Origin of the sequence: Nocardia sp. CY41 (assembly GCF_009829325.1) — a bacterium.
Lineage (GTDB): Bacteria > Actinomycetota > Actinomycetes > Mycobacteriales > Mycobacteriaceae > Nocardia.
Genome location: NZ_VUOS01000001.1, coordinates 1 through 23,468, shown reverse-complemented (window position 1 = coordinate 23,468; position 23,468 = coordinate 1). Strand labels below are relative to the sequence as shown.

The 23,468-nt window shown below is 69.5% G+C and carries 24 protein-coding genes; 9 read left to right on the top strand and 15 right to left on the bottom strand.

Going from position 1 to position 23,468, the window contains the following annotated elements; genetic code table 11:
* Positions 1 to 10: 10 nt before the first annotated feature.
* The 6 genes from GVY64_RS00115 to GVY64_RS00090 all read right to left on the bottom strand — a co-directional run bounded on the left by GVY64_RS00115 (position 11) and on the right by GVY64_RS00090 (position 6,168).
* Positions 11 to 1,057, bottom strand: coding sequence for an NAD-dependent epimerase/dehydratase family protein (locus GVY64_RS00115; RefSeq protein ID WP_159837478.1), 1,047 nt, complete (start codon positions 1,055 to 1,057; stop codon positions 11 to 13).
* Positions 1,054 to 1,335, bottom strand: coding sequence for a hypothetical protein (locus tag GVY64_RS00110; protein WP_159837476.1), 282 nt, complete (start codon positions 1,333 to 1,335; stop codon positions 1,054 to 1,056). Before GVY64_RS00110 ends, GVY64_RS00115 begins: the two co-directional genes overlap by 4 nt.
* Positions 1,332 to 3,011 carry a fatty acid CoA ligase family protein gene (locus GVY64_RS00105; RefSeq protein ID WP_159837474.1) on the bottom strand — a complete coding sequence of 560 codons (1,680 nt, stop codon included), beginning with the start codon at positions 3,009 to 3,011 and terminating at the stop codon, positions 1,332 to 1,334. Before GVY64_RS00105 ends, GVY64_RS00110 begins: the two co-directional genes overlap by 4 nt.
* Positions 3,008 to 3,922 (bottom strand): hypothetical protein, encoded by a 915-nt coding sequence (locus GVY64_RS00100; protein WP_159837472.1) that lies wholly within the window; start codon positions 3,920 to 3,922, stop codon positions 3,008 to 3,010. The genes GVY64_RS00105 and GVY64_RS00100 overlap by 4 nt, the downstream gene beginning before the upstream one ends.
* 8 nt (positions 3,923 to 3,930) lie before the next feature.
* A complete protein-coding gene (locus GVY64_RS00095) occupies positions 3,931 to 4,983 on the bottom strand; it encodes a 3-oxoacyl-ACP synthase III family protein (RefSeq protein WP_442939502.1) in 1,053 nt (350 codons plus the stop codon).
* A 522-nt stretch (positions 4,984 to 5,505) separates the two neighbouring features.
* Complete coding sequence (locus tag GVY64_RS00090; RefSeq protein ID WP_159837470.1) at positions 5,506 to 6,168, bottom strand: TetR/AcrR family transcriptional regulator; 663 nt, start codon at positions 6,166 to 6,168, stop codon at positions 5,506 to 5,508.
* 104 nt (positions 6,169 to 6,272) lie between these two features.
* Here GVY64_RS00090 and GVY64_RS37115 point away from each other — a divergent pair, with 104 nt between their 5' ends.
* The 4 genes from GVY64_RS37115 to GVY64_RS00075 are packed head-to-tail and all read left to right on the top strand — an operon-like array spanning position 6,273 to position 10,643.
* Positions 6,273 to 7,148, top strand: coding sequence for a metal-dependent hydrolase (locus GVY64_RS37115; RefSeq protein WP_201297842.1), 876 nt, complete (start codon positions 6,273 to 6,275; stop codon positions 7,146 to 7,148).
* Positions 7,145 to 8,215 (top strand): PDR/VanB family oxidoreductase, encoded by a 1,071-nt coding sequence (locus GVY64_RS37110; RefSeq protein ID WP_201297841.1) that lies wholly within the window; start codon positions 7,145 to 7,147, stop codon positions 8,213 to 8,215. Before GVY64_RS37115 ends, GVY64_RS37110 begins: the two co-directional genes overlap by 4 nt.
* Before the next feature lie 38 nt (positions 8,216 to 8,253).
* Entirely contained in the window at positions 8,254 to 9,726 is a 1,473-nt protein-coding gene (locus tag GVY64_RS00080) for a flavin-containing monooxygenase (protein WP_159837468.1), read from the top strand.
* A 5-nt stretch (positions 9,727 to 9,731) separates the two neighbouring features.
* Positions 9,732 to 10,643: a short-chain dehydrogenase/reductase gene (locus tag GVY64_RS00075; RefSeq protein ID WP_236566505.1), complete on the top strand. Its 912-nt coding sequence runs from the start codon at positions 9,732 to 9,734 to the stop codon at positions 10,641 to 10,643.
* A gap of 15 nt (positions 10,644 to 10,658) precedes the next feature.
* Here the strand turns inward: GVY64_RS00075 and GVY64_RS00070 are convergent, their stop codons facing one another.
* Positions 10,659 to 11,342: a TetR/AcrR family transcriptional regulator gene (locus tag GVY64_RS00070; protein ID WP_159837466.1), complete on the bottom strand. Its 684-nt coding sequence runs from the start codon at positions 11,340 to 11,342 to the stop codon at positions 10,659 to 10,661.
* Between the two features lie 146 nt (positions 11,343 to 11,488).
* On the opposite strand from GVY64_RS00070, the gene GVY64_RS00065 reads away from it, so the two are divergent.
* Positions 11,489 to 13,060 (top strand): succinic semialdehyde dehydrogenase, encoded by a 1,572-nt coding sequence (locus GVY64_RS00065; RefSeq protein WP_159837464.1) that lies wholly within the window; start codon positions 11,489 to 11,491, stop codon positions 13,058 to 13,060.
* A 33-nt stretch (positions 13,061 to 13,093) separates the two neighbouring features.
* Entirely contained in the window at positions 13,094 to 13,924 is an 831-nt protein-coding gene (locus tag GVY64_RS00060; protein WP_159837462.1) for an SDR family NAD(P)-dependent oxidoreductase, read from the top strand.
* 47 nt (positions 13,925 to 13,971) lie between these two features.
* Here the strand turns inward: GVY64_RS00060 and GVY64_RS00055 are convergent, their stop codons facing one another.
* Both GVY64_RS00055 and GVY64_RS00050 read right to left on the bottom strand, forming a co-directional pair.
* A complete protein-coding gene (locus GVY64_RS00055) occupies positions 13,972 to 14,775 on the bottom strand; it encodes a putative protein N(5)-glutamine methyltransferase (protein ID WP_159837460.1) in 804 nt (267 codons plus the stop codon).
* A 78-nt stretch (positions 14,776 to 14,853) separates the two neighbouring features.
* Positions 14,854 to 15,723 (bottom strand): YdcF family protein, encoded by an 870-nt coding sequence (locus tag GVY64_RS00050; protein WP_201297840.1) that lies wholly within the window; start codon positions 15,721 to 15,723, stop codon positions 14,854 to 14,856.
* 192 nt (positions 15,724 to 15,915) lie between these two features.
* Here GVY64_RS00050 and GVY64_RS00045 point away from each other — a divergent pair, with 192 nt between their 5' ends.
* The gene (locus GVY64_RS00045) at positions 15,916 to 16,761 is read left to right on the top strand and encodes a bifunctional 5,10-methylenetetrahydrofolate dehydrogenase/5,10-methenyltetrahydrofolate cyclohydrolase (protein ID WP_159837456.1); all 846 of its coding nucleotides are present in this window, start codon (positions 15,916 to 15,918) and stop codon (positions 16,759 to 16,761) included.
* 36 nt (positions 16,762 to 16,797) lie between these two features.
* Here the strand turns inward: GVY64_RS00045 and GVY64_RS00040 are convergent, their stop codons facing one another.
* The 4 genes from GVY64_RS00040 to GVY64_RS00025 all read right to left on the bottom strand — a co-directional run bounded on the left by GVY64_RS00040 (position 16,798) and on the right by GVY64_RS00025 (position 19,941).
* Positions 16,798 to 17,538, bottom strand: coding sequence for a hypothetical protein (locus GVY64_RS00040; protein WP_159837454.1), 741 nt, complete (start codon positions 17,536 to 17,538; stop codon positions 16,798 to 16,800).
* A gap of 315 nt (positions 17,539 to 17,853) precedes the next feature.
* Positions 17,854 to 18,501: a nucleotidyltransferase domain-containing protein gene (locus GVY64_RS00035; protein WP_159837452.1), complete on the bottom strand. Its 648-nt coding sequence runs from the start codon at positions 18,499 to 18,501 to the stop codon at positions 17,854 to 17,856.
* A gap of 54 nt (positions 18,502 to 18,555) precedes the next feature.
* Positions 18,556 to 19,308, bottom strand: coding sequence for a L,D-transpeptidase (locus GVY64_RS00030; RefSeq protein WP_159837450.1), 753 nt, complete (start codon positions 19,306 to 19,308; stop codon positions 18,556 to 18,558).
* 198 nt (positions 19,309 to 19,506) lie between these two features.
* Positions 19,507 to 19,941 (bottom strand): winged helix-turn-helix transcriptional regulator, encoded by a 435-nt coding sequence (locus GVY64_RS00025; RefSeq protein ID WP_159837448.1) that lies wholly within the window; start codon positions 19,939 to 19,941, stop codon positions 19,507 to 19,509.
* A 66-nt stretch (positions 19,942 to 20,007) separates the two neighbouring features.
* Between GVY64_RS00025 and GVY64_RS00020 the strand changes: the two genes are divergently transcribed.
* A complete protein-coding gene (locus GVY64_RS00020) occupies positions 20,008 to 20,910 on the top strand; it encodes an NADP-dependent oxidoreductase (RefSeq protein ID WP_159837446.1) in 903 nt (300 codons plus the stop codon).
* Between the two features lie 24 nt (positions 20,911 to 20,934).
* Here the strand turns inward: GVY64_RS00020 and GVY64_RS00015 are convergent, their stop codons facing one another.
* Entirely contained in the window at positions 20,935 to 21,594 is a 660-nt protein-coding gene (locus tag GVY64_RS00015) for a cyclodeaminase/cyclohydrolase family protein (protein ID WP_159837444.1), read from the bottom strand.
* Between the two features lie 149 nt (positions 21,595 to 21,743).
* Here GVY64_RS00015 and GVY64_RS00010 point away from each other — a divergent pair, with 149 nt between their 5' ends.
* Complete coding sequence (locus GVY64_RS00010) at positions 21,744 to 22,781, top strand: LLM class F420-dependent oxidoreductase (RefSeq protein ID WP_159837442.1); 1,038 nt, start codon at positions 21,744 to 21,746, stop codon at positions 22,779 to 22,781.
* Positions 22,782 to 22,830: 49 nt separating this feature from the next.
* Here GVY64_RS00010 and GVY64_RS00005 read toward each other — a convergent pair whose 3' ends face one another.
* Positions 22,831 to 23,169 (bottom strand): STAS domain-containing protein, encoded by a 339-nt coding sequence (locus tag GVY64_RS00005; protein WP_063017971.1) that lies wholly within the window; start codon positions 23,167 to 23,169, stop codon positions 22,831 to 22,833.
* Between the last annotated feature and the right edge of the window lie 299 nt (positions 23,170 to 23,468).

Here is a 23,468-nt window from a genome sequence, read left to right as displayed (position 1 = left end):
GATGAGGTGCTCAGCGCAGAGCGCGGGTGAGTTCGACAGCGCCGCCCTGGCTGTCGAGCCAGGCGAGGAAGGCGGTCAGTCCGCTGTCGCGATCGATGACCGGCCGATAGCCGAAATCGCGTGCGGCGGCGCTGGTGTCATAGGTGGCGCTGCGGGTCAGCAGAGCGACGGCGTAGCGCGACAGCGGCGGCGACCAGCGCGTCGCGACGGCCGGGACGCGCCAGATCGTCTCGATGACGCGCACCGCAGCGTCGATCACCTTCGGATTGGGTTTCCTGGTCGGCGGCCGGTATCCCAGCCGGGTGGCCACCTGGCCGAGAAATCCCCAGACGTCGGTCTTCTCGGCGTCCGCGACGAAATACGCTTTACCGCCCACCGCGTCGGACGCGGCCGCCAGCACACATGCCTCGACGATGTTGTCGACGTGGCACAGCGAGGCGTACACGGTGCGGCCGAACGACAGGTCCGGCAGCGTTCCCGCGCCGGCCCGGCCGAGCATCCGCACGATGGGACCGGAGCGGTCGCCCGCGCCCCAGATCGCGCGGGGGCGCAGCGCGCAGGTGCGGAAACCGTCGGTGTCGGCGGCCAGGACCGCCCGCTCGGCCGCGGCTTTGGTCTCCGAGTACAAATTCAGGTAGCGCCGGGGATACGGCACCGATTCGTCGACGTCGAGCTGGTCGCCGCCGTAGTAGTCCATCAGCGCGCTCGGGCTGGAGATGAACACGAACCGCGAGGCCCCGCCGCGCCGGGCCGCGTCGAGCAGCCGTTCGGTGGCCCGGACGTTCTCGTTCCAGAATTGTTCGCGGGTGCCGCGCTCGTCCACGCGAGCCGCGCTGTGGAAGATGATGTCGACCCCGCTGGTGGCCCGCTCCAGCGAGGCGGGATCGGTCAGGTCGCCGTAGACCAGCTGGATCTTGTCGATGTCCGAGCCGAGGTCGGTCAGATTGCTGCTGCGGCGCACCAGAATCGACACATCGTGCTCGCCGTCGCGCACCAGCCTGCGCACCAGCGCGCCGCCGAGAAATCCGGACGCGCCGGTCACCAGAACTTTGCTCATTGCCTTTCCTCCTTGCCGGGCTGGGTCCGCCACCAGGTCAGGCCGAAGATCTGCGTCAGGACCGCCGTCTCCAGCCGGCCGCGGCCGGCGCCTTCGGCGGCGCGCAGGGCCGCCGGGATCTGGGCCGCGTGCACGACGACGCTGAGGAACGCGTCGATCCACCAGACGGTGCGCAGGATCTGGCTTTCCGGGATACGGCCGGTCGCCGCGGCGAGCGCGCCGCAGGCCAGATACAGCCACCCCAGGACGGGAACCGCCCGCAATACAGTCGTTTTCATCGTCGGTTGTCCGTTCGAAGCCGCTCGGCCGCCCACACCGCGAGCTGCTCGCGGCCGATCTTGGCGTTGTGCCGGATGTCCACCGGGAACGCCGGATGGACCAGGAAGTCGGTGATCGGCCGGGTGAGGTCGAATCGCGCCGCGTGGGCCCGCAACGTGACCTCGACGACCCCCGCGTCCGCGCCGGGTTTCAGTTCGACGCACAGCACCGGCCGCTGCGATCCCCGCGTCCCGATGCCCACCAGCGCCGTGCGCGCCACGCCCGAGACGGTGTTGCAGATCTGCTCGACCTGGACGGTGAACATCGGTCCATGCGGCGTGACCACCCGCTGGCTCTTGCGTCCGCAGAACCAGATCCGTTCGTGTTCGTCGATCCACACGAGATCGCCGGTACGATGCCAGATCCGGTCACCGTCGACGATCTTGCCCAGCGTGTTCGCCTGCGGCGGCCAATAGTACCCGGTGCTGACGTTCGGCCCGGCGACCACGAGTTCGCCGATGCCGCGCGTGTCCGCCAGCCCGCCCGCGAGTTCTTCGGCCCGCGCCCAGGTGGGGATGGCGTCGTCGGTGATGGCGACGACGCGGGCCTGCACTCGGTAGGAGGGCCTGCCGAGGCAGGTTCCCGCGCCGCGATGCGCCCGTTCGACCAAGCCGTCCAGCAGTTCTCTGGACTCGATGGTGGACATCGGCAGCGCCTCGGTGGATCCGTAGCCCGCGACCACCTTCGCGTCCGCACGGAGCACTTCCCGCAGTCCGGCGATGCACCAGTCCGGCACCGGGGCGCCACCGGAATAGACACTGTCGAGCGAGTCCAGCGCGGCCGGGCGGACGCGCAGATGCTCGAGCAGCGGAATCAGCACGGCGGGGGAGGCGAACATGGTTCGCACGCCGAAGCGCTGGATCGCGTCGACCACGTGCGCGGGATCGGTCGCCCCGACCTTGCTCGGGATCAGCGGCGGCAGCACGCACTGCGAGCCGAGCAGCAGATCCAGCACGCCGACCAGCGGCAGCGTGATCAGCGAGACCTCCGGCGCGACCTCACCCCGCGCCACATGCACCTGTTCCACCATCGCCGCCAAGTTGCCGTGCGTCAGCCGCACGGCCTTGGCCGGCCCGGTGCTGCCGGTGGTGAACGCGATGAACAGCAGGTCGTCCTCGGTGACCGGCCGGCCCGTGGGGACCGGGCCGGTGGGCGTGCGGCCCCATTCCCGCAGCGACTCGCCGCGCCAGAACCAGCGTTTGCCGACCGTGACCGCGGTGCGCACGGTGCGGAAGCCGCGCCGGAACAGCACTCGCAACGTGTGTGCCTGCGGGATGCCGATGAACGCCTCGGCGTCCACGGCGCGCAGACAGCGCAACATCTTTCGCACGCCCATGCCGGGGTCGATCACCACCGCCACCGCGCCGATCTTCAACAGCCCGAACATGATCGCGTACAGTTCGGGACTCGGCAGCACCAGCACGATGGTGCGCGTCCCGGCGCCGACGCCCGACGCGGCGAGCCGCTGGGCGATCGTGTCCGACCACGCGTCCAATGCGCGATAGGTCAGCTGCCGGTAGGCCGGCAGGCCATCGGGCCCGACCCCGTCCGCGTAGCGCACGGCCACCCGGGTGGGGTGGGTGCGGACGACGGCACGGAAGCGGTCGATGGCCTGCCAGTGGGTTCCCGTTGTCACGCAGGCGCCCCGGCGAACACGGGCAACCGGTAGAGCACCGCCGCCGCCGAAGGACCGGCACCCGCCGCGACGAACAGCACCTGGCGGAACTCGGCCAAGGCGTCGTCGGCGATCGCCAGATCGTAGGCGGCGGTGAGCGCCGCGGTGTGCGGGTCGCCGTCGCGCAGATCCGGGATGCGGACCGAGGCTTGGTCGATGCCGAGCGCGGCGGCCAGCCTGCCCGGGAACTGCGGGCTCGGCGTCGACGCGATCAACGCGATCTCGTCGAGCGAGCCGTGGTCGGACTCGGCGAGCGCGCGGTGCGCCGCGTCGACGGCCACGTCGAGCAGACGGTCCTGGAAGCCGGGTTCCCGCTCCACGGTCATCGCGCCGCGGCCCGTCTTGCCCATGGTGGAGACGTCGACGTATGCCTCGACGGCGGGTGTGCCCTCGCCTGCGACGGTGTGCACGGAGCCGAAGCCGGTCGGCTCGTCGGTGTGCTCGAGCAGCAGCGCCGCGCCGCAGGTGGCGTACGGGAATTCCGCATCGCCGACGGAGCGCAGCAGCGACGGATGGGTGTCGCCGGAGACGATGAGCACGTGTTCGGCGCTTCCGGTCGCCAGGACCGACGCGGCCACCTGAACCGCGTTCAGCACGCTCACCGCCCCGTTCAACAGGTCGAAGGAGAAGGTGCGCGGGTCGTCTTTGGCGTATTCGAGACCGATGCCCGCCGCCTTCTGGATCAGCGCGGACACCGCCGGTTCGACGGTGTTCGAATCCCGGAAGATGCCCGCGTTGATCAGCAGCCCGACCTGCTCGGGCCGGATCCCGGCACGTTCGAGGCTGCGCTTGGCCGCGCGGGCGCTGTGCTCGACGATGCTGTTGGTGTCGCCGCCCCGGCTGATGCCGGTGGACTTGATGCGGACGCTCATGACCGACCTCAGACCTTCAGAGACGAGATGGTGGTGGACAGAAACCCGGTGACGATGCCGGAGGCAGCGGGCACCAGCAGCAACTTCGAGCCGGCGGGGATGTTCTGCTCGCCGAGCTGATCGTGCAGCACGATGAAATGCGAAGTGGTGGAGGTGTTTCCGTACTTCTCGATGACCCGCAGGTCCGGCGGCATCGGGCTGCCGAACTCGCGCTCGGCGATCGCGTTCATCCACGGGATGGCGGCCGCGCCGAACTGATGGTGGATGACGTAGTCGAACTGCTCGTCGGCGAAGGTCTTGCCCTGCGCCTCGAGGAGTTTCCGCTGGGTGTTGGTCCCGAGCAGGAAGCGGTCCTCGTTGTGCATCTTGCGGTTGTCGGTGTACATCGCGATGCCCTGTGTCTTACTGCTGGGCATGCCGAGGCACAGCTGCGCGTATTCCGCGGCGGTCATCATCTCGATGTAGTGGATCACGTCGTTTTCATCGACCGCCTGATCCAGCACGATCGCGCATCCGGAATCGCCGACAGTCAGCGAGGCGAACTGCGGATCGTATTTCTGAGAAATCTCGGTGACCGCTGTCTCGGCGATCGGAGTAATGGCCTCGCCGCTGACCACGAGGCCGTTTCGAACGGCGCCGGACCGGATCATCCGATCGAGGATGTAGGTTCCGGTGAGCATTCCGGCGCAGGCATTGGCGACATCGAAAGTAATGGCGTTCTTGGCACCGATAAGACGGCTTATCGATCCGGCGAACGATGGCTCCAGATACATCCTTGTCGCCTGCTTGCTGCGCGTGATCGAGGCGGATATGACCACGTCGATATCCTCAGGCGCATACCTTGACCTGGACAGACAATCCTCGACCGCCTTGGTGGCGAGGGTGAACGAATCCTCGTGACTTTCCGGTCGGGTATCGCGGACGCGGCGCTCACGGACGCCGGTGATTTTCTCCAGATCGAACGAAGGCGGCTCTTTGAGCCCGGAAAGCAATTCCGCGGTGGTGACGACTTTCGAAGGCAGATAGGCGCCGATGGATTCAAAGCGAGATTGGGGAGACACGAGCGCTCCTGAAATCGTTGAGATATACGGTTCCGGATCGACTCTGATCGTCGGTGCAGTGAACACTACCCGACAGTAACAACAAATGGCTATATCCCCTGTGAGGGCTCCTCCTGAGACGCGAATCACTGATGGAGGTACCTGTTTCGTGAGGTATCACTAACTGGTGACCGACTGGCTATGGCGTTCGCAGTATTGCGATGTGAGGTGCCGTTTCGGCCTGTCGGGGCATTTCGTATTCGGAGCCGGGTGTGGCGCCGCGGGTGGGCGCAGGCGTTGCTTCGATTACGGCAAGCGATGGGCTATTGCCGAATGGTGGTTCTTTCTGGGGGGCGGGAGGGCTGCCTCTCTCGCCGGATGTGAGTGAGTTCACTGTGTATGGGGCGTCGGGCGGTGCCGATCGCCGCACCGTACGCTGGTGGACTGCGGACGAACGACGTTGTGTCAGAACATGAATCGTCGGAAAGCATGGCCTGGACACCACGCAGGCACCCCAACGGCCGGGCGACCGGCGTCCGGGGATCAGGCTTCGGTGATCAGCGAGGATCGCGCGGTGGCGATCCGCTCGATGACATCGGCGGCATGCGCGTCGAAACGCGCTCGGGAGACCGGGATCTCGCCGTCGAGCCAGGGGCGGTAGAGATAGGCGAGCGCGCCGAAGATGGCGCTGGCGTTGAGCGCGTAGTCGTGCTCGTCGGGCACCGGCTCGGTGTAGTCGCCCGCGCTGATGGTCAGGGCGATCGGCGCGGTGAACAAGCCGATGAGCTCGTTGGCCCGCGGCATCAACACCGGGGTGGCCTGCGATTCGACGAACATGATGCGGCCGCGGCGGCGGTCGGCCAGCAGGTAGTCGGTGAAGACGCCGACCATGTGGCGGAACATCGCGTCGCGGTCGATGGGCGCGTTGGGCAGCTCGTCGAGCAATCGGTCGCGCGCGCCGAGGACGACGGTGTCCAGCACGGTGGTCAGCAACGCATCCAGGTTGGGGAAACTCTCGTAGAAATAGCGCTCGGTGAGCCCGGCCTGCCTGCACACGCCGCGCATGGACGTCTCGGCCGCGCCCACGGTCGCCATCAACTCCGTGCACGCCTCGATCAGCTGCTCGCGACGTGCGGCGACGCGATCGGCGGGGGACTGCCCGCGCCAGCGGCGCATGCCGGGAATCGACCCGTCGCCTTCGTCCATAGCGTCATCCTCTCATAGCGCCCGAATTGACATCATGTGATGTTGACAGCATCTGATGTCACCAATACATTGCGAAGACGCCGATCGATCACGAGGGGTGCGAGATGGGTTCTGCCGTCTATGCCGACCAGACACACGCCATCAATGCGCGGGCCGTGGAGTTCGATTTCGCCACGGTGCCGATGCACTACATCCCTGGCGAGGCGATGGCCACCCACATCATCAACGTGATGCACCTGGTGCTGCCGGAGGGCGAGCGCGCGATGGCGCAGGCCCTGGCGGAGGCGCTGCCCCTGATCGACGACGAGCGGTTACGCGAGGAGGTCCGCGGCTTCATCGGCCAGGAATCCATGCATGCCAGTTCGCACGAGAAGGCTCGCGAGCAGTTGGAGCGGCTCGGCTTGGAGGTCGGCCCGATGGTCGACCGTGTCACCTGGCTGGTCGACCGGATCCTCGGCGACCACGGACTCACCGGCCGGGCCAAACGCGAGTGGCTGTGCGAGCGGCTGGCGTTGTTCGCCGGCATGGAGCACTACACCGCGGTCATCGGCGAGTGGCTGCTGACCAACGACAAGCTCGAAGCCAAGGGCATGCATCCGGCGATGCTCGACCTGATCCGCTGGCACGGCGCCGAGGAGGTCGAGCATCGCAGCGTCGTCTACGACGCGTACATGCACGTCGACGGCGGATACGCGCGCAAGGCGCGCCAGGCGCTGGTGGCGAGCGCGGGATTGCTCGTCCTGTTCGTCATCTCCGGTGGCTACCTCTTCCACAAGGACCCCTCGAAGCACAAAGGCCGGTTCTGGCCGCTGCAACTGGCCGGCGCGTCGGTGCGCGGTGTGGTGCCGAGCTTCACGACGTTCTTCACCGAGATTCCGCGATACCTGCGGCCGGGCTTCCACCCCTCGCAACTCGGCCCGATGGACAACGCGCTGCGCTACCTCGCGCAGTCGCCCGCGGCACGGGCGGCGGGCGCGTGACCGCCGTCGGGGAGCGGTACCAGCCCGGGGGCGCGCTGCGGCTGATCGGCTCTGCGGCCGACGCCTACAAACGCCTGTTCGCCGCGAGCGACGCCGCGCCTTTGCTTTCGCGGCCCAGTCCGGTTCGTCGCACCGGCTACGAATTCGAGGTGACGGTCGATCGGATCGGCTACGAGGCCGACGATGTGCTGAGCTTGTGGCTACGGCACCCGGACGGCGGTCCGCTACCCGCGTGGACGCCAGGGGCGCACCTGGACGTCGTCCTGCCCTCCGGTCGGCAGCGGCAGTACTCGCTCACCAACGACCCCGCCGACCGCGGGTTCTACCGCATCGCGGTGCGCCTCATCCCCGACGGCGAGGGCGGCTCCGCGGAGATCCACCGGGACCTGCGAGTCGGTGACCGGCTGGCTGTGCGCGGTCCGCGCAACGCCTTCCCTTTCGTCGAGGCGCCGTGCTACCTGTTCGTCGCGGGTGGCATCGGCATCACCCCGATCCTGCCGATGGTCGCCGCGGCCGAGCGCGCGGGTGTGCCTTGGCGGTTGATGTACCTGGGCCGGGCCAGATCGCGCATGCCGTTCCTGTACGACCTGGCCCGCTACACCGGTGGCGACGTCGTGGTGCGCCCCGATGACGAATTCGGCGTACCCGACGCGCGGATGATCTTCGAGCAGACCCCGCCCGGCGCCGCGGTATACGTCTGCGGGCCGCCGCCGCTGGCCGAGGCCGCGCGTGCGGTGCTCGCCCTGCACGATCCGACGGCCTCGCTGCACACCGAGCGCTTCTCGCCGCTGCCCGTGCGAGACGGGGAGCCGTTCCGGATCCGGTTGCATCGCAGCGGTTTCGACGTGGAGGTCGCCGCCGACGAGTCCGCGCTCAGCGCGATCCGCCGGGTGCTGCCCGGTGTCGCCTACTCCTGTCAGCAGGGCTTCTGCGGCACCTGCAAGACGCGGGTGCTCGCAGGAGCGGTGGAACACCGCGACCGGTCGCTGCTCGAGTCCGAGCGCGCGGAGGCGATGCTGACCTGCGTCTCCCGGGCGCGCGGCGGCGAGCTCGAACTGGATCTGTGAACTCGGCGGGCAACGGCGCCCGCGGGTGAGAGGAAGACATGACAGTGGCTGCGAACCAGGAGCACGTCCCGATCGCGGTGATCGGGGCCGGGATAGCCGGTATCGGCCTGGCGGTCGCGCTGCGCGAAGCGGGCATAGAGGATTTCGTGCTCCTCGAGCGGGCGGACGGTCTCGGCGGCACGTGGCGGGCGAACACTTATCCCGGGTGCGCCTGCGACGTGCCCTCGCATCTGTATTCGTACTCCTTCGCCCCGAATCCGGACTGGTCGCGCACCTACGGCACGCAGCAGGAGATCCTCGCCTACCTCCGGTCGGTCGCGACGCGCCACGACGTGGTGCGCCACATGCGATTCGGCGTCGAACTGCACGAGGCGCGCTGGGACGACACGGCCACGCTGTGGCGGCTGCGCACCGGCCGCGGTGACCTGACCGCGGATGTGCTGGTCTCCGCCGTGGGCCCGTTCAGCGAGGCGCAGGTCCCGCGGCTGCCGGGTGCGGAGACCTTCGAAGGGACGCAATTCCATTCGCTGCACTGGGACCACGAGCACGATCTCACCGGCGAGCGCGTCGCGGTGATCGGCACGGGCGCCTCCGCCGTGCAGTTCATCCCCGAGATCCAGCCGGTGGTGGGCGAGCTGACGGTATTCCAGCGTTCGGCGCCGTGGATCGTGTCGCGGCTGGATCGGCGCACGCTGCCCGCGGAACGCGCGCTGCTGCGCCGGGTGCCCGCGCTCGGCAAGGCCATCCGCGGCATGTACTACACCGGCATCGAAGGGTTCGGCCTGGTCGGCTTCGTGGACAAGCGTTTCCGGCATCCGTACGAGGCGCTGGGCAGGCTGCAACTGCTGCGCCAGGTCCGCGATCCGGAGCTGCGCCGCAAACTCACCCCGGATTACGTGATCGGCTGCAAGCGGGCGATCTTCTCCGACGCGTACTATCCGGCGCTGACCCGGTCGAACGTTGAGGTGGTGACCACGGGGATCCAGGAGATCCGCGCCCGCTCGATCGTCACCGCCGACGGCGCGGAGCATCCCGTGGACACGATCATCTGGGGCACCGGATTCGGCGTTCCGCCCGCCGTTTTCGACCGCGTGTACGGGATGGGCGGGCGCTCGATCGGTGACATGTACCGGCAGCGGCCCAGCAGCTACCTCGGTGCGGCCATGACGGGCTTCCCCAACTTCTTCTGCACGCTGGGACCGTTCGGAGCGGCGGGCAATCAGTCCGCCATCTATATGATCGAGGCGCAGGTGCGCTATATCGTCGATGCCGTGACCACCATGCGTGCGCAGAACATCCAGCGGATCGATGTGCGCGAGGAGGCGCAACGCGCCTTCCTCGACGAGGTGACCGAGCGCAGCCGCGACACCGCCTGGCTGACCGGCGGGTGTCGCAGCTACTACCAGACCGCCGACGGCGGCAACGCGGGCCTGTACCCGAACTGGAGTTTCGAATACCGCCGTCGGACAAGTCGTTTCGATCCGGAGTCCTACCGGCTGCGGGCAGGGTGAACGCCGTGGTCGCCGACCTGCTGCGGCAGTTGCTGTCCCCGCCCGCGGAGAACCGCCTGGACGTACGTGACCGGGTGGTCGTGATCACCGGCGCGGGCACCGGCATCGGCCGGGCGCTGGCCGAGAAGCTCTACGCCTCCGGCGCTTCGGTGGCGCTCATCGACATCGACGAGGCCGCCGCCGCGGCCGTCGGACGTTCGATGGGGGAGCGTGCGCTGGTCGTGCGCGCGGACGTCTCCGATCGAATCGGCATGCGGGAAGCCATCTCCCGCGTGCGCGAACGTTTCGGGCGGATCGATGTCGTCGTGGCCAATGCGGGCGTGGTGCCCGAGCCCGCGACCATCCGGACGATGAACCCCGGGGACTTCGACCGGGTGATCGGCATCAACGTGACCGGGGTGTTCAACACCGTGCATCCCGCGCTGGACGACATCGTCGCCGCGAAAGGGCACGTCGTCGTGGTCTCCTCCGCGGCCGCGTTCGCGCCGGGCATGGCCGGTTCGCCCTACATGGTGAGCAAGGCCGCCGTCGAGCAATTCGGGCGGGCGTTGCGGGTGGAGCTGGCCGCGGTCGGCGCGACCGCGGGCGTGGCGTACTTCGGCATCGTCGACACCGCGATGACCCACGGCACTCTCGACGAGGACGAGCTGGGCGCCGACCTCGGCGCGTTGCTGCCCTGGCCGCTCAATCTGCGCATCACCGTGCGCGACGCGGCGGAATCCATCGCGGACGGCATCGCCCGCCGCGCGGCGCGCACGATCGCGCCGCCGCAATGGGAGCCCTACGCGTTGTTCCGCGGCGTCGTCAACGTGGTGCTGGACAGCAGGCTGGCGCGCGACCCGCGCGTGCACGACCTGATCCACCGGGTCGAACAGCGGGTCCGCGACAGTCGTCCCGTCACGCCCGTGCCGCGCTGACGCGCGGGGTACGGTTCACGGCTCGGCGGGAAAGATCGTGGGCAGCGTCAACGCGTACTCCACGTCCACCCTTGTGCCTAGCGTCGTGAGCAGCACCCGGATCATGGTCAGACGTGCCGCGGCGACGGTGTCCGCGTCCGGTTCGGCTCCGGGGGCGGTACCCGCGGAGATCCGGTAGACCACGTACTCGCACAGGTGTAGCGCGGCGTCCAGGTCGAGCGGGCTCGGCACCGGGCGGCCCAGTCCGGCGAACGTCTCGCGCACCAGGTCGCGGATGTCGTCGAGCGCGCGCTCCCGGTAGGCCGACACCGGCGAGCCCGGATCGTGCAGCTCGGCGAACAACGGCCGCAGCATGGGGCCGTGCCCGCGAGCCCAGTCCAGGTACGCGTCGATCAGCCGGATGCCCAGCTCGACCGGTTCGTCGGTCCCGGTCAGCGCCGCGCGGATGCCGCCGACCAACCCGTCGTTGGAGCTGTCGAGCACGGCCAGCAGCGGTTCGTTCGCGTTGGCGAAATAACGGTAGAAGGTCGGCCGGGCCAAGCCCGCCTGCTCGATGATCTGCGCGACGCTCAGTCCGCGGGAACCGGTGCGGGTGAACACTTCCGCGGTCGCGAGCACGATCCGGGCCCGGACCTCCTCGGCCTGTTCCTGCGTCTGTGGCGGTCTGCCACGCCGCGCGGCCGTCGGCTCAGCCTGCATAGTGCCGCCTCACAACGCGGCCCCCGAGGGTTCTGTGCGCCACGACGAACAGCTTGACACGAGCGGTGACATAGACATTAATCTAACACCACTGTTCATTTAATTGGGCGCGCGCGGCGCGGCCATCGTCCTCGAGAGGGCCGACCATGACGACCGCCTCCCCACCGGCCACCGCCGACGCGCTGCCCTCGTCGCTGGTGCAGTCGTTGCTCGCGCACGCCGTCGCGGGCGGCGCCCCCGCGGTCGAGGTGTTCGCCCCAGCGACCGGTGCGAAGATCGCCGACCTGCCGCAGTCCTCCACCGACGACATCGAGACCGCGTTCGCCACCGCGCGCGAGGCGCAGCGCCGGTGGGCGGCGCGTCCGGTGCGGGAGCGGGTCGCGGTGCTGCGCCGCTTCCACGACATCGTGCTGGCCGAGCAGGACGCCATCCTCGATATCGTGCAGACCGAGACCGGCAAGGCTCGGGCACATGCCTTCGACGAAGTCGGCGACGTGGCCGTGAACGCCAGGTACTACGCCTCGGTGGCAGGCCGGCTGCTGGCCACGCGCAAGCCGCGCGGGGTGCTCCCCGTGCTCACCCAGGTCGACGTGCGGCACCGGCCCAAGGGCGTGGTCGCGGTGATCTCGCCGTGGAACTATCCGCTGGCCCTGGCCGCCTCCGACGCGCTACCCGCCCTCGTCGCGGGCAACGCGGTGGTGGCGCGACCGGACAACCAGACCGCGCTCACCGCGTTGTGGGCGATCGACGCCGCCGAGCGCGCCGGATTGCCGCGCGGGCTGTGGCAGGCGGTGCTGGGCCGCGGTTCGGTGATCGGCGGCGAGGTGATCGCTCGCGCCGACTACGTCGACTACACCGGTTCGAGCGCGACCGGGCGGACCATCGCCCAGCAGGCGGGGGAGCGGCTGATCGGCTACTCGCTCGAACTCGGCGGCAAGAATCCGCTGCTGGTGCTGGCCGACGCCGACGTCTCGCGCGCCGCCAAGATCGCCATCCGCGCCTGTTTCGCCTCGGCCGGGCAGCTGTGCGAGTCGATGGAGCGGATCTACGTGCACGACAGCGTCTACGACCGCTTCGTCACCGAATTCGTCGGGCACGTCGAGGCCATCCGGCTCGGCGGCGGGCTGGACTACGACAGCGACATGGGGTCGCTGACCTTCCGGCGTCAGCTGGACACGGTGGTGGCGCACGTGAACGACGCGGTCGCCAAGGGCGCGAAGGTCCTGGCGGGCGGTCGCGCGCGTCCGGACCTCGGACCGTATTTCCACGAACCCACCGTGCTGGCCGGGGTGCGGCCGGGCATGACGGTGCACCGTGAGGAGACCTTCGGCCCCGTGGTCTCGATCTACCGCGTGAGCAGCGACGACGAAGCCGTCGAGCAGGCCAACGACACCGCCTACGGCTTGAACGCCAGCGTCTGGACCAAGGACACCGCCCGCGGCCGCGCGGTGGCGGCGCGGATCCAGGCGGGCTCGGTGAACGTCAACGAAGGCTTCATCGCCGCCTGGGGCAGCGCCGACGCGCCGTCCGGCGGGCTCGGCATCTCCGGCACCGGACGCAGGCACGGTCCCGAAGGCCTGCTCAAGTACATCGACACCCAGACCATCGCGGTGCAGCGGGTCTTGCCGATCGCGCCGCTGCCCGGTATGTCCGAAGCGCTCTGGGCCAAGACGATGACGCTGTACTTCGGCGTCATGAAAGCGCTCCGGCAGAAGTAACTCGCACGACTCACGGATCAGGAAGCGGTACGGATGAAACTGGACACGGTGGCGGGCAAGAGGGTCCTGGTCACGGGAGCCGCGATGGGCTTGGGCAAGCTGTTCGCCGAGCGCGCGGTGGGCGAAGGCGCCGCGGCGGTGGTGCTGTGGGACGTCAACGAGGCCGTGCTGAAGGAGACTGCCGCCGAGCTGGCCGGCCGGGGCAGCGCCGTGCACCACCACGTGGTCGACGTGGCCTCGCCCGAGGCGATCACCGAGGCGGCGGCGAGCGTGCGCGAGCAGGTCGGCGGCATCGACATCCTGGTCAACAACGCGGGCATCGTGCGCGGCAACAACTACTTCTGGGAGACGGGGGACCGCGCCGACATAAACAAGACGATGGCGATCAACTCGCTCGCCCCGATGTACGTCACGCTGGAGTTCCTGCCCGCCATGGTCGCCGGGGCCACCGAGGCGCGGGTGCTCACGATCGCGTCGTCGGCGGGCCTGGTGTCCAACCCGCGCATGAGCGTCTACGCCGCGTCGAAGTGGGCGGCGCTGGGCTGGTCGGACTCGGTGCGCATCGAACTGGAGCAGGCCGGTCACGAGCACGTGAAGGTCACCACGGTTTGCCCGACCTACATCAATACCGGGATGTTCGAAGGCGCCAAAGGATTCCTGTTCACCCCGATCTTGGAACAGGACAAGGTGGTCGACACCTCGTGGCGCGAGATGAAGAACGGCACACCGCTGGTGGTGCTGCCGTGGACGTCGCGTCTGAACAAGGCGATCTCCGGCCTGCTGCCGATCAGGTTGCGTGACCTGTTCCTCGACACGGTCGGCGTCTACCACTCGATGGATCAGTTCACCGGCCGCAAGAAGTAGAGCGCCATACGGGCCCTACGAGCGGGCCGAGCGAAGCGGCGCGCCCATCAGCGTGGGCGGGTGCCGATGACCACGGTCGCGTAGTGCTCGTCGGATGCCGCGACCCGGCCCGCGAGACCGTGCTCAGCCAGCACGGCGAGCGCGATCGGGGCCTGGTCCTCGCCGGCCTCGACGAAAAGATGTCCCCCCGGGGACAGCCACTCGGCCGCTTCGGCAGCCACACGCCGGAAGACGTCCAAGCCGTCCGGGCCGCCGTCGAGAGCGGTGCGCGGTTCGTGGTCGCGGGCCTCCGGCGGCATCCGCGCGATCATCTCCGAGGGCACGTAGGGGGTGTTGCAGAGCAAGATGTCGATGCAGCCGCGCAATTCCGCGGGCAAGGGATCGAAGAGATCCCCTTGGTAGACCGGCGCGCCGAGCGGGGTGAGGTTGCGGCGGGCGCACTCCACCGCGATCGGATCGATGTCGGCGGCCGCCAGCGTGACCGCGCGACCTTCGTCGGCGGCGGTTCGCGCCGTCGCCAGGCCGAGCGCGCCGGAGCCGCAACACAGGTCGACCACCACCGGATGCCCGGTGCGTTCGCGGACCGACTCGACCGCCTGATCGACGAGGAACGCGGTGCGCTGCCGCGGCACGAAGACGCCGGGGGCCACCGCGACCCGCAGCCCGTGGAATTCCGCCCAGCCGAGCAGGTGCTCGAGCGGGCTGCCCGCGACGCGCTGGGCGACCAGCGCATCGAGGGCCACGCCGATCTCCGCGGCGGCGGCCGCCAGCAGCCGCGCCTCGTCCTCGGCGAACACGCAGCCCGCCGCCCGCAGCAGGGCCACCACATCGGTACTCGCGGGTGGGGTCACCCGGCCATCCTGCCGTGCGCACGATGGATGCCGCCAGTGAATTTCCCCGGTGGCCGCGACCGGTGTCGTCGGGCGGGGTCAGCGCGCCGTGCTGAGCTGGAAAGTCCGGGTCGCGTCGAGATAGATGCCGCGCCGGCCCGCTCGGCCGGGCGGTGGGAGTTGCGCGACCAGCTGCTCGAGCGAGGTCGTCGCGCCGACGACCCTGGTGCCCGCGACGATGAAATCGGCGACGGCGCGGCGGATGTGGTTGGGGGAGGTGACCACGATCGCGCTGGTCGCACCGACATCGCGCAGCAGCCTGGTGCTGAACAGGGCATTCTGCACGGTCGAGCCCGCGCGGCTCTCCACGTGGATGCGCGTGGGCGGCACGGCGTGCGCCACCAGCCAGTCCCGCATGGCCTCGGCTTCGGTGATCCCGTTCTGCGGATTCCCGCCGGTGACGACGATCGGCGACAGCGGCGCGGCGATCGACTGCAACCAGGCCGCGGTGAGCCGGTTCACCAGTTCGGGGCGCAGCGCGCCGTCCGGGAGCAGGCCGTAGCCGAGCACGACGATGCCGGTCTGCGGGCCGGCCAGCGCGGGCAGCGGGTTCGGCAGGGTGCCCACCGCCGCGCGGATTGCGCCGAGCACGTTGTCGGTGCCCTGCGCCAGGCCCGGATCGACCACGTGCAGCCGTGCCATGGCGTCCACCAGCGCGGGCAGGTCACCAGCGTAGTCGGACCAGATGGCCTGCAAGGCCAGCGCTTCGGCGTCCGCGGGATCTGCTCCGATCAGGTTGCGCAGGTCGGCGCGGCCTGCGACGTCGTCGCCGTCGGCGAAGTGACGCTGGGCGGAGTTGTACAGCGCGTCCGTTTCCGGCGCCGCGTACGCGGGAACTCCGGCGAGCCCGGTGAGCGAGAACGCGGCGAACGACGCCGCGACGAGAAGTTTCCAATGCCTCGAGATCATCACTACAGTCGTCACCTTTCCGCCGTGGAACGGGATGGCACGCGCTAGCAGTCAGCTGGGGCAAACAGCAATCACCATACGGCCGAATGTCCCGGCCACCCGGCAATTCGCGAACGGGTTGCTTCACCTGTCCGCGATTCGAGACGGGCTGGAGCCGGGTGCTCGCGGCCGCGCCCGTTAGGCTGTGTCAACGTGGATACCGTTTCGCTGTCCGGCAAGGAACTCGCCGCCGCCATCAACGCCGATACCAAGGCCCGCGCCGCCGCGCTCACCGACGGCGGCACCGCTCCGCGCCTTGCCTTGGTCGTGGCGAACGACGACCCGGCGAGCGCCTGGTATGTGAACTCGCTGCGCAAAGCGGCCGAACGACTCGGCATCGCTTGCGACACGGTCGATCTCGGCCCCGAAGCGAGCGTGGCGGAGATTCGCGACGAGCTCACGGCGCGCGGCGCGGATCCGGCGACCGACGCGATCATGCTGCAGACGCCCCTCCCGGCGGGTGTCACGCTCGACGACGTGAGTTCGGCGATCGTCGCGTCGAAGGACGTGGACGGCGTCAGCCCGTTGTCGCTCGGCCTGCTGGCGGCCGGGCTGGACGGTTTCGTCCCCGCCACCTCCGAGGCCGTGGTGGAACTGCTCGAACATCACGAGATCCCGCTGGCCGGCCGCCACGTCGCGGTCGTCGGCCGCTCGAACGTCGTCGGGAAGCCGCTCGCCCAGCTGCTGCTGGCGAAGGACGCGACCGTCACGGTGTGCCACTCCCGCACGGCCGACCTCGCCGCCGTCACCGCCACCGCGGACATCGTCGTCGCCGCGGCGGGCCGCATCGGCCTGATCTCCGGCAAGCACGTCCGGGAGGGCGCGGTGGTCATCGACGTCGGCACCAACGAGGCCCCGGACGGCAAGATCGTCGGCGATGTCGAGGCGGAGTCGGTGCGCGGCAAGGCCGCCGGACTCAGCCCGGTCCCCGGCGGCGTGGGCCCGGTCACCACGGCCCTGCTCATGCGCCACGTCGTCACCGCGGCCGAATCCGACTGATCGCGCGCTCTTCGCAGTTCTCGGCGAAGAGCGGCCTCACCCGCGGGCGATGGCGCTGATGAGCGTGCGGCTGCCGTCCTTGGTGGTGGTGACGATCTGCGGGTTGTAGGTGACCGGTTGCTGCCCGGGCCGATATTCGGTGACCACCACGAGGTACTGGCCCGCGAACGCGCCAGGAGTGATCGCCACGCAGTGGGTGGTGCCCGAGGGGATGCTGTCGATGCCGCGCTGGATGGCGTCGGCGGCCTGGACGGCGGCATCGGAGGTGGTGGTGGCACGGACGTGCTCGCCGGACCGGTCCACGTAGTAGGCGTACTGGAAGGCGAGGATCACCGCCGGGCCGGAATCGAAACCGCCCGCGCCATTGCCCTGGATCCGGTTGCCGACCCGTTCGGCCGGGCACTGCGCGGCCGGTGCGGCGGGAGCGGTGGGGGCGGACGGCGCCGGTGCGGCGGCTTGCTGATCGGGGCCGCCGATCCCGAACTGCATGATGGCCGCGAAGCCCAGCGCGACGACGCCGAGCGTCCCCAGCACGGGTACCGCCCACCGCCGCCTCGCGCGCGGCGCGGGGGAGCGGTCGATCAGTCCCGCGAATCGATCCTCGTACTCGTCCGGATCGGGCTGCGGCGTGTTCTCGGGTTCGGCGGCTGGGGCCTCGGCGGGCTGCCGGTCCACCCATGCGGCCCACTCACCTCGGTACTCTTCACCGGCAGGGGCCTGCCCCGGCCCCCCGGCGCTGTACGGATCGCCCCGGTCGTAGCCGGGTCGCGCGCTCATCTCCGGTCGATCCATCGCCCCACCCTTCGTCAGGTCCCCGTCAGATTAACCGCATCGCCACGACGCCGGAACGCCCGGCCGCGTGCGCAATTGAGCCGTGCCGTGGCCCGGAGTCCGCCGGCCGATGCGTCGATCCGGCGCACGTGTGACGCGCCGCGCGGTCGCACTCCGGCTCGCGGGATCCGCCGATCGGGACCAAGCTACCCGGGGACGTGCCGACCGGTCGAGCGCGGACGCGGTTCGAGAAGTGTTCGCGCGCGGAGGTCGTGACGTCCATCTCGGCGGTCCCCATCGCTCGGATACCGTCGGCGCGCATCACTGAACGAGCGGAAGCCATTCGTGCTCGGGATAGTGGTCGGACACGTAATTCCGCACCGCCGCGCGCTGGGCGGCGTTCAACTCCGGCCAGGTTCGCTCCAGGTCCACGCGGTCTTTCGGCCGGCCCTGCTTGGCCTTGAAGATCAGTACGAGTTCCGGTTCGAGGTAGCGGATGCCGTCGCCCGCGATCCAGGTCACCTCGTCGAGCGGCGCGACCATGGTGGGATCCCGCCGGTTGACCCATTGTCCGTGCCGATCGGGATTGAGCAGGACATCGATCAGCCATGGGGAGCGGGCATCGGCCCGCAGCCAGACGCCATCGGCGCTTTCGGGCAAATCGGGCAAGCGGTCGTCGACGGGGCGGATGCCGTCCGAGCCCGCCGCCCAGATATGCAGGCGGCCGCGCGCAGCGGCGCGCAGAGCGGGCAGATCGCTGCGGAACATCGACGCGTCGACGTCACTGTGCTCGCGCCGGGTGCCGGTCCAGGCATCGATCGCCCAGCCGCCCGCGATCCACCACGGAACGCCGATGTCGCCGAGAATCTCGGCGACATCGACGGGCGTGACCAATGCCCAAGCACCCCAGAGGTTCTGGAACTCGGCTGCCTCCGCGTCACGCGGTGGCGGGATCAGGAACTCACGCAACGACGGCCCTCCCCTCGAGTACGTCTGCCGACGCTACCCGCAGGAGGGCGCCGCTCACCAGTGCGTGACGACCGGGTCGCCGATGCCGATCGTGTGATAGACCCATTCGGCGTCATCGGGCGCGAGGTTGATGCAGCCGTGGCTGACATTCGCATAACCCTGCTGATCCACCGACCACGGGGCGGAGTGGATGAAAACGCCGCCCCACGTGAGTCGTTCGGCGAACTCGCCGTTGATGACGTAGCCCTCGGGCGAGCTCAGCGGAATGCCGATGGTGCGGGAGTCGAACACGATGGAACGGAACTTCTCGAGCACCGGATAGGTGCCGGTCGGCGTCTCGTATCCCGGCTTGCCCATCGAGGCGGGCATCGTCCGGACGACGGTGCCGCCGACGGTCAGCGTGAACGTGTGCGCCGACATGTTCGCCTCGCCGAAAACGCCTGCGTTGGTGCGGAATTCCGTGCGCGTGTCGCCGACCGATACGAGGATGGTGGCGTCGGCGGGCAGGAACCCGGACGGCGTCCACACCGCTTCGCGGTCGTCGGTCCACGCGAACGTGCCCGGCAACGGGCGGGTCGATCTGATGTCGATGGATTGTTCCGTCCGGGCGCGGTCGGTGACAGGTGCGGTGAAACGAATGGTCACGGGATGAGCCACGCCCACCACCTGGCCGTTCGACGGTCCGATCGACGCCGCCCGAGGCGTCGATGGCTTACCGATCATCGTCGCTGCCGCCGCGCCCGACCCGAACGCGGCCAGTGCCGCGATCACGGTCGCGAGGAACAGGTACCGAATGGCGCTCCTCATGGCGTCCACCCCTTCGAAATGGTGTGGTAGGCAAGGAACAGTTTAGGTCCCCATGATCAACTCGGCCACTCGAAGCGAACCGGTCCGCGGTCCGTTTGCGATCGGGGACACGCCCACCATAGATCGCTTACCCAGCCGAATGCGGCCGAAACGGGGACGCTCCACTCAGCTCGCCGCCGGTGGAGCCGGACAATTCGGTCAGTGTGCGAGTTCGGTGGGCAGCGGTTGCGGTGCGGCCGCCGCACGCGCGTCGAACGCCGCTCGCGCGGCCACGATTCGGTCCTGATTCTCGACCGCCCACACGCCCATGGCGTGGGTGATCGCGCCGATGCTCGCGCCCATTCCGGTGAGCGAGTACTCCACTCGGGGCGGCACCGTGGGATAGACCGCGCGGCGCACCATGCCCTCGCGCTCCAGGTCGCGCAGTGTGCGGGTGAGCATCTTCTGCGTGATGCCGTCCAGGCGGCGGCGCAACTCGTTGAAGCGGATCGGCCGGTCGTGGTCACGCAGCACGGCGAGTACCAGCATCACCCACTTGTCGGCGAGAACGGTCAGTACTTCTCGTGCGGGGCAGTGGTGGAGGTAGTTGTCTACCAGGCCGTCGGCCGCGGGCGGTGCGCAGGCAGTATCCATTGGGAACCTCAGTATCAAGAAGGTGCGTTCTTTCCGAAAGATACCATCGCTGGTCAGAATCGGTGCATGCTCGCAATCACGCAATACGCGTTCGGTGGCCCGGAAGTGCTCCAAGTGGTCGAGGTGGATCGGCCACGGCCCGGCCCCGGGGAGGTGCTGGTCCGGGTCGCCGCGACCAGCGTCAACGCCGCCGACTGGAAAGTGCGCGCCGGGCTGCTCGGGCAGTTGGGCGATCCACCGTTGACGCTCGGGCTCGACGTGTCGGGCGTCGTAGCCGAACTCGGGCCCGGTGCCGACCGCTTCGCGGTGGGTGATCCGGTATACGGCATGGTGTTCGGCGGCGCGAACGCGGAATACGTCGTGGCGCCAGCGCAGACGCTGGCGCCGAAGCCGAGGAACGTCGACCTCGTCCACGCCGCCGCGCTGCCGACGGCGGCGCTCACCGCGTGGCAGGCACTGGCCGCGCTCGGCGCCGGGCAGCGGGTGCTGGTGCACGCGGCCGCGGGCGGCGTCGGACATCTGGCGGTACAGATAGCCCGGCATCGCGGGGCGTACGTGATCGGCACTGCGCGCGCGGTCAACCACGAGTATCTGCGCGAGCTCGGGGCCGACGAGGTCATCGACTACACCGCAACGGATTTCGCCGCCGCGGTGCGCGACGTGGATATCGTGCTCGACCTGGTCGGCGGCGCCTACGGTTCCCGCTCGCTCGCGGTGTTGCGTCCCGACGGCCGGCTGATCGACACCCAGGGCTCGGACGCGGAAGCAGACCCCCGTTACGAGCGGTTCTACGTCGAGCCGTCCGGGGCGTCACTGCGCGAGATCACCACGATGGTCGAACGCGGTCGGCTGCGCGTGACGATCGATCGGATCCTGCCGCTTCCGGAAGCGGCGAAGGCGCACGAGCTCAGCGAAGCGGGGCGGGTGCGCGGCAAGATCGTGCTGGTCGCCTGGGCGCCGCCCGCCTGAACGCGCCGTCCGCGCGCGGCGTGGTCAGCGCCGTAGGGCGTGCACGACGTCGGCGTGCAGGGCGTCCGCTCGCGCGGTGAGTCCGTCGATCCGCAGCAGCACCGCGGCGAACCGGTCGCCCTCGGCGGCGGGCAGCGAGGCCACGTTGATCTCGATGTTGAGCTGCGAGCTGGTCGCGGCGGCTCGGCAGGCGTCGGCGGCCGCGCCGATGTCGGTGACGACGTTCGGATTCCCGATCGGGAACAGCTCCGTGGCCAGCGACAGCACCTCGTCCGCCTCGTCGACGACAGCGGCGGGCACGCGGGCGGCCTCGATCAGCGCGGCATTGATCGCCGCGGTGCGGGCGGCGAGCTCCTCCGGAGTGTCCTTGGGCAGCTTGTAGGCGGCGCCGACGGCCGTGAAGGCGGCGGCGTCGGCGTCGGCCAGCGCGAGAGCGCGCTCGCGGGCCGCGTCGGCGGCCTCGATGATCCGATCGACCACCGGCCGGTTCTCGGCATCCTTGGCGCGAGTGGTGTAACGCGCGACCATCGCGACGAGCGCGGCGGCCTGGGCGGCGTGCAGCGCGGCCACCGCACCGCCGCCGGGTGCGGGAATCTTGGCGGCCAGATCGCTCAGGTACTGCGCCAGGGCGGCCCCGCCGAAGGACGGCGCAGTTTCCGTGGACGACGAGCTGGGCTGCGACACGAGGTTGTTGCCTTTCGTTCATCGGCGAGGAGGACTACGAGTAGACGCTACCCCGTGGCGCCCGGCGCCTGGCCGCTACCATGCCGTGCCGGGCGTTCCCCCGGTGGCCGGTGCGCGGCCCCGGCGTACCCGCCGTTATGTTGAGTGCCATGCGGATCGGATTGAGCATCAACTACTCGGGGGGCTTCAAAGAGGCGGCGGCCGAAGTCGCCGACCTCGAGCGGGCGGGCCTGGACATCGTGTTCGTGCCCGAGGCGTACTCGTTCGACGCGGTGAGCGCGCTCGGTTACCTGGCCGCCAAGACCACGCGCCTGCAGCTGGCCTCCGGCATCCTGCAGCTCTACACGCGCACCCCGAGCCTGACCGCCATGACCGCGGCGGGCCTGGACTTCGTCTCCGACGGACGCTATGTGCTCGGGCTGGGCGCGTCGGGTCCGCAGGTGATCGAGGGCTTCCACGGCGTGCCCTACGACGCGCCGATCGGCCGCACCCGGGAACTGGTGGAGATCTGCCGGAAGGTCTGGCGGCGCGAGCGCCTGGAATACCAGGGCAAGTACTACCAGATCCCGCTGCCCGCCGGGCAGGGCACCGGCCTGGGCAAGCCGCTCAAGCTGATCAACCACCCGGTGCGCGAGCGGATCCCGGTCTTGCTGGCCGCGCTCGGACCGAAGAACGTGGAACTGGCCGCCGAGATCGCGGAGGGCTGGCAGCCGATCTTCTTCCTGCCCGAGAAGGCGAACGACGTGTGGGCGGGCTCGCTCGCCGCCGGGCTCGCCAAGCGCGACCCCGCCCTCGGCGACCTGGACGTGTACGCGGGCCCGGCCTTGGCCATCGGGGACAACGTCGAACCGCTGCTGGAGTTCGTGAAGCCGCATCTGGCGTTGTACATCGGCGGCATGGGCGCCAAAGGCAAGAACTTCTACCACACCCTGGCCACGAAGTACGGCTACGGCGCCGAGGCCGACCGCATCCAGGAGCTGTACCTGGCGGGCGAGAAGGAGGCCGCGATCAAGGCGGTGCCGGACCAGCTCGTCCGGGACATTTCCCTGGTCGGGCCGGCCGGCTACGTCAAGGAGCGGATCGCGGCCTTCCGCGAAGCGGGTGTCACGGTGCTGAACGTGGTGCCGATGGCGGCGACCGCGGCCGAGCGCGTCAAGCTGATCGAACAGCTGCGAGAACTGGTGTGAGACACGGCGCTGCCGCCGTCGGCGGGTGCGACGGCGGCAGCGGCACGGGTCATCTCTGGCGCAGCGCCGCCAGCGCGGCGTCCAGCGTCGAATGCAGCGCGAACACCTGATCCAGGCTGGTCATCTTCAGCTGCCTGCTGGTCGCAGGGCCCTCGGCCACGACGGCGATCGCGGTGGTCGAGCCCGCGCGCTGGTGGGCAGCCACGAGCGTCGCCATGCCCGCCGAGGCGAGGAAGCTCACCGAGGTGAGGTCGATGATCAGCGCCGCGGGTTTGCCGCTGAGGATGGCATCGATCGCGTTCTCCAGCGCAGGGGCGGTCGCCAGGTCGACCTCGCCGGCCACCGTCAGCACTGTCGCGCCGTCGTGCGCCGCGACCGTGGTGGTCATCGTGTCCGCGAGGGGATACGCGTCTCCGGAAGTATTGGTCACCCCACCACCCCACACAAATAGCAGAGAATCCGCAACCTCGTAGTGTTCACAGACTCGAACAATACCTCCGGGACGTGAACCGAGCGGAGGTCGCGGCATGCGCGGTGTACCGGATGACCCTGCTCACGTGGGGGGGTGTCCCTATGGTGTTCGTCAAGCCGCTGAGGTCGTGGGTGATCGGTAGAGTTCGCCGTGTTTGAGCATCGCGTAGAGGACGTCGCAGCGTCGCCGGGCCAGGCAGATGAGGGCGGCGTTGT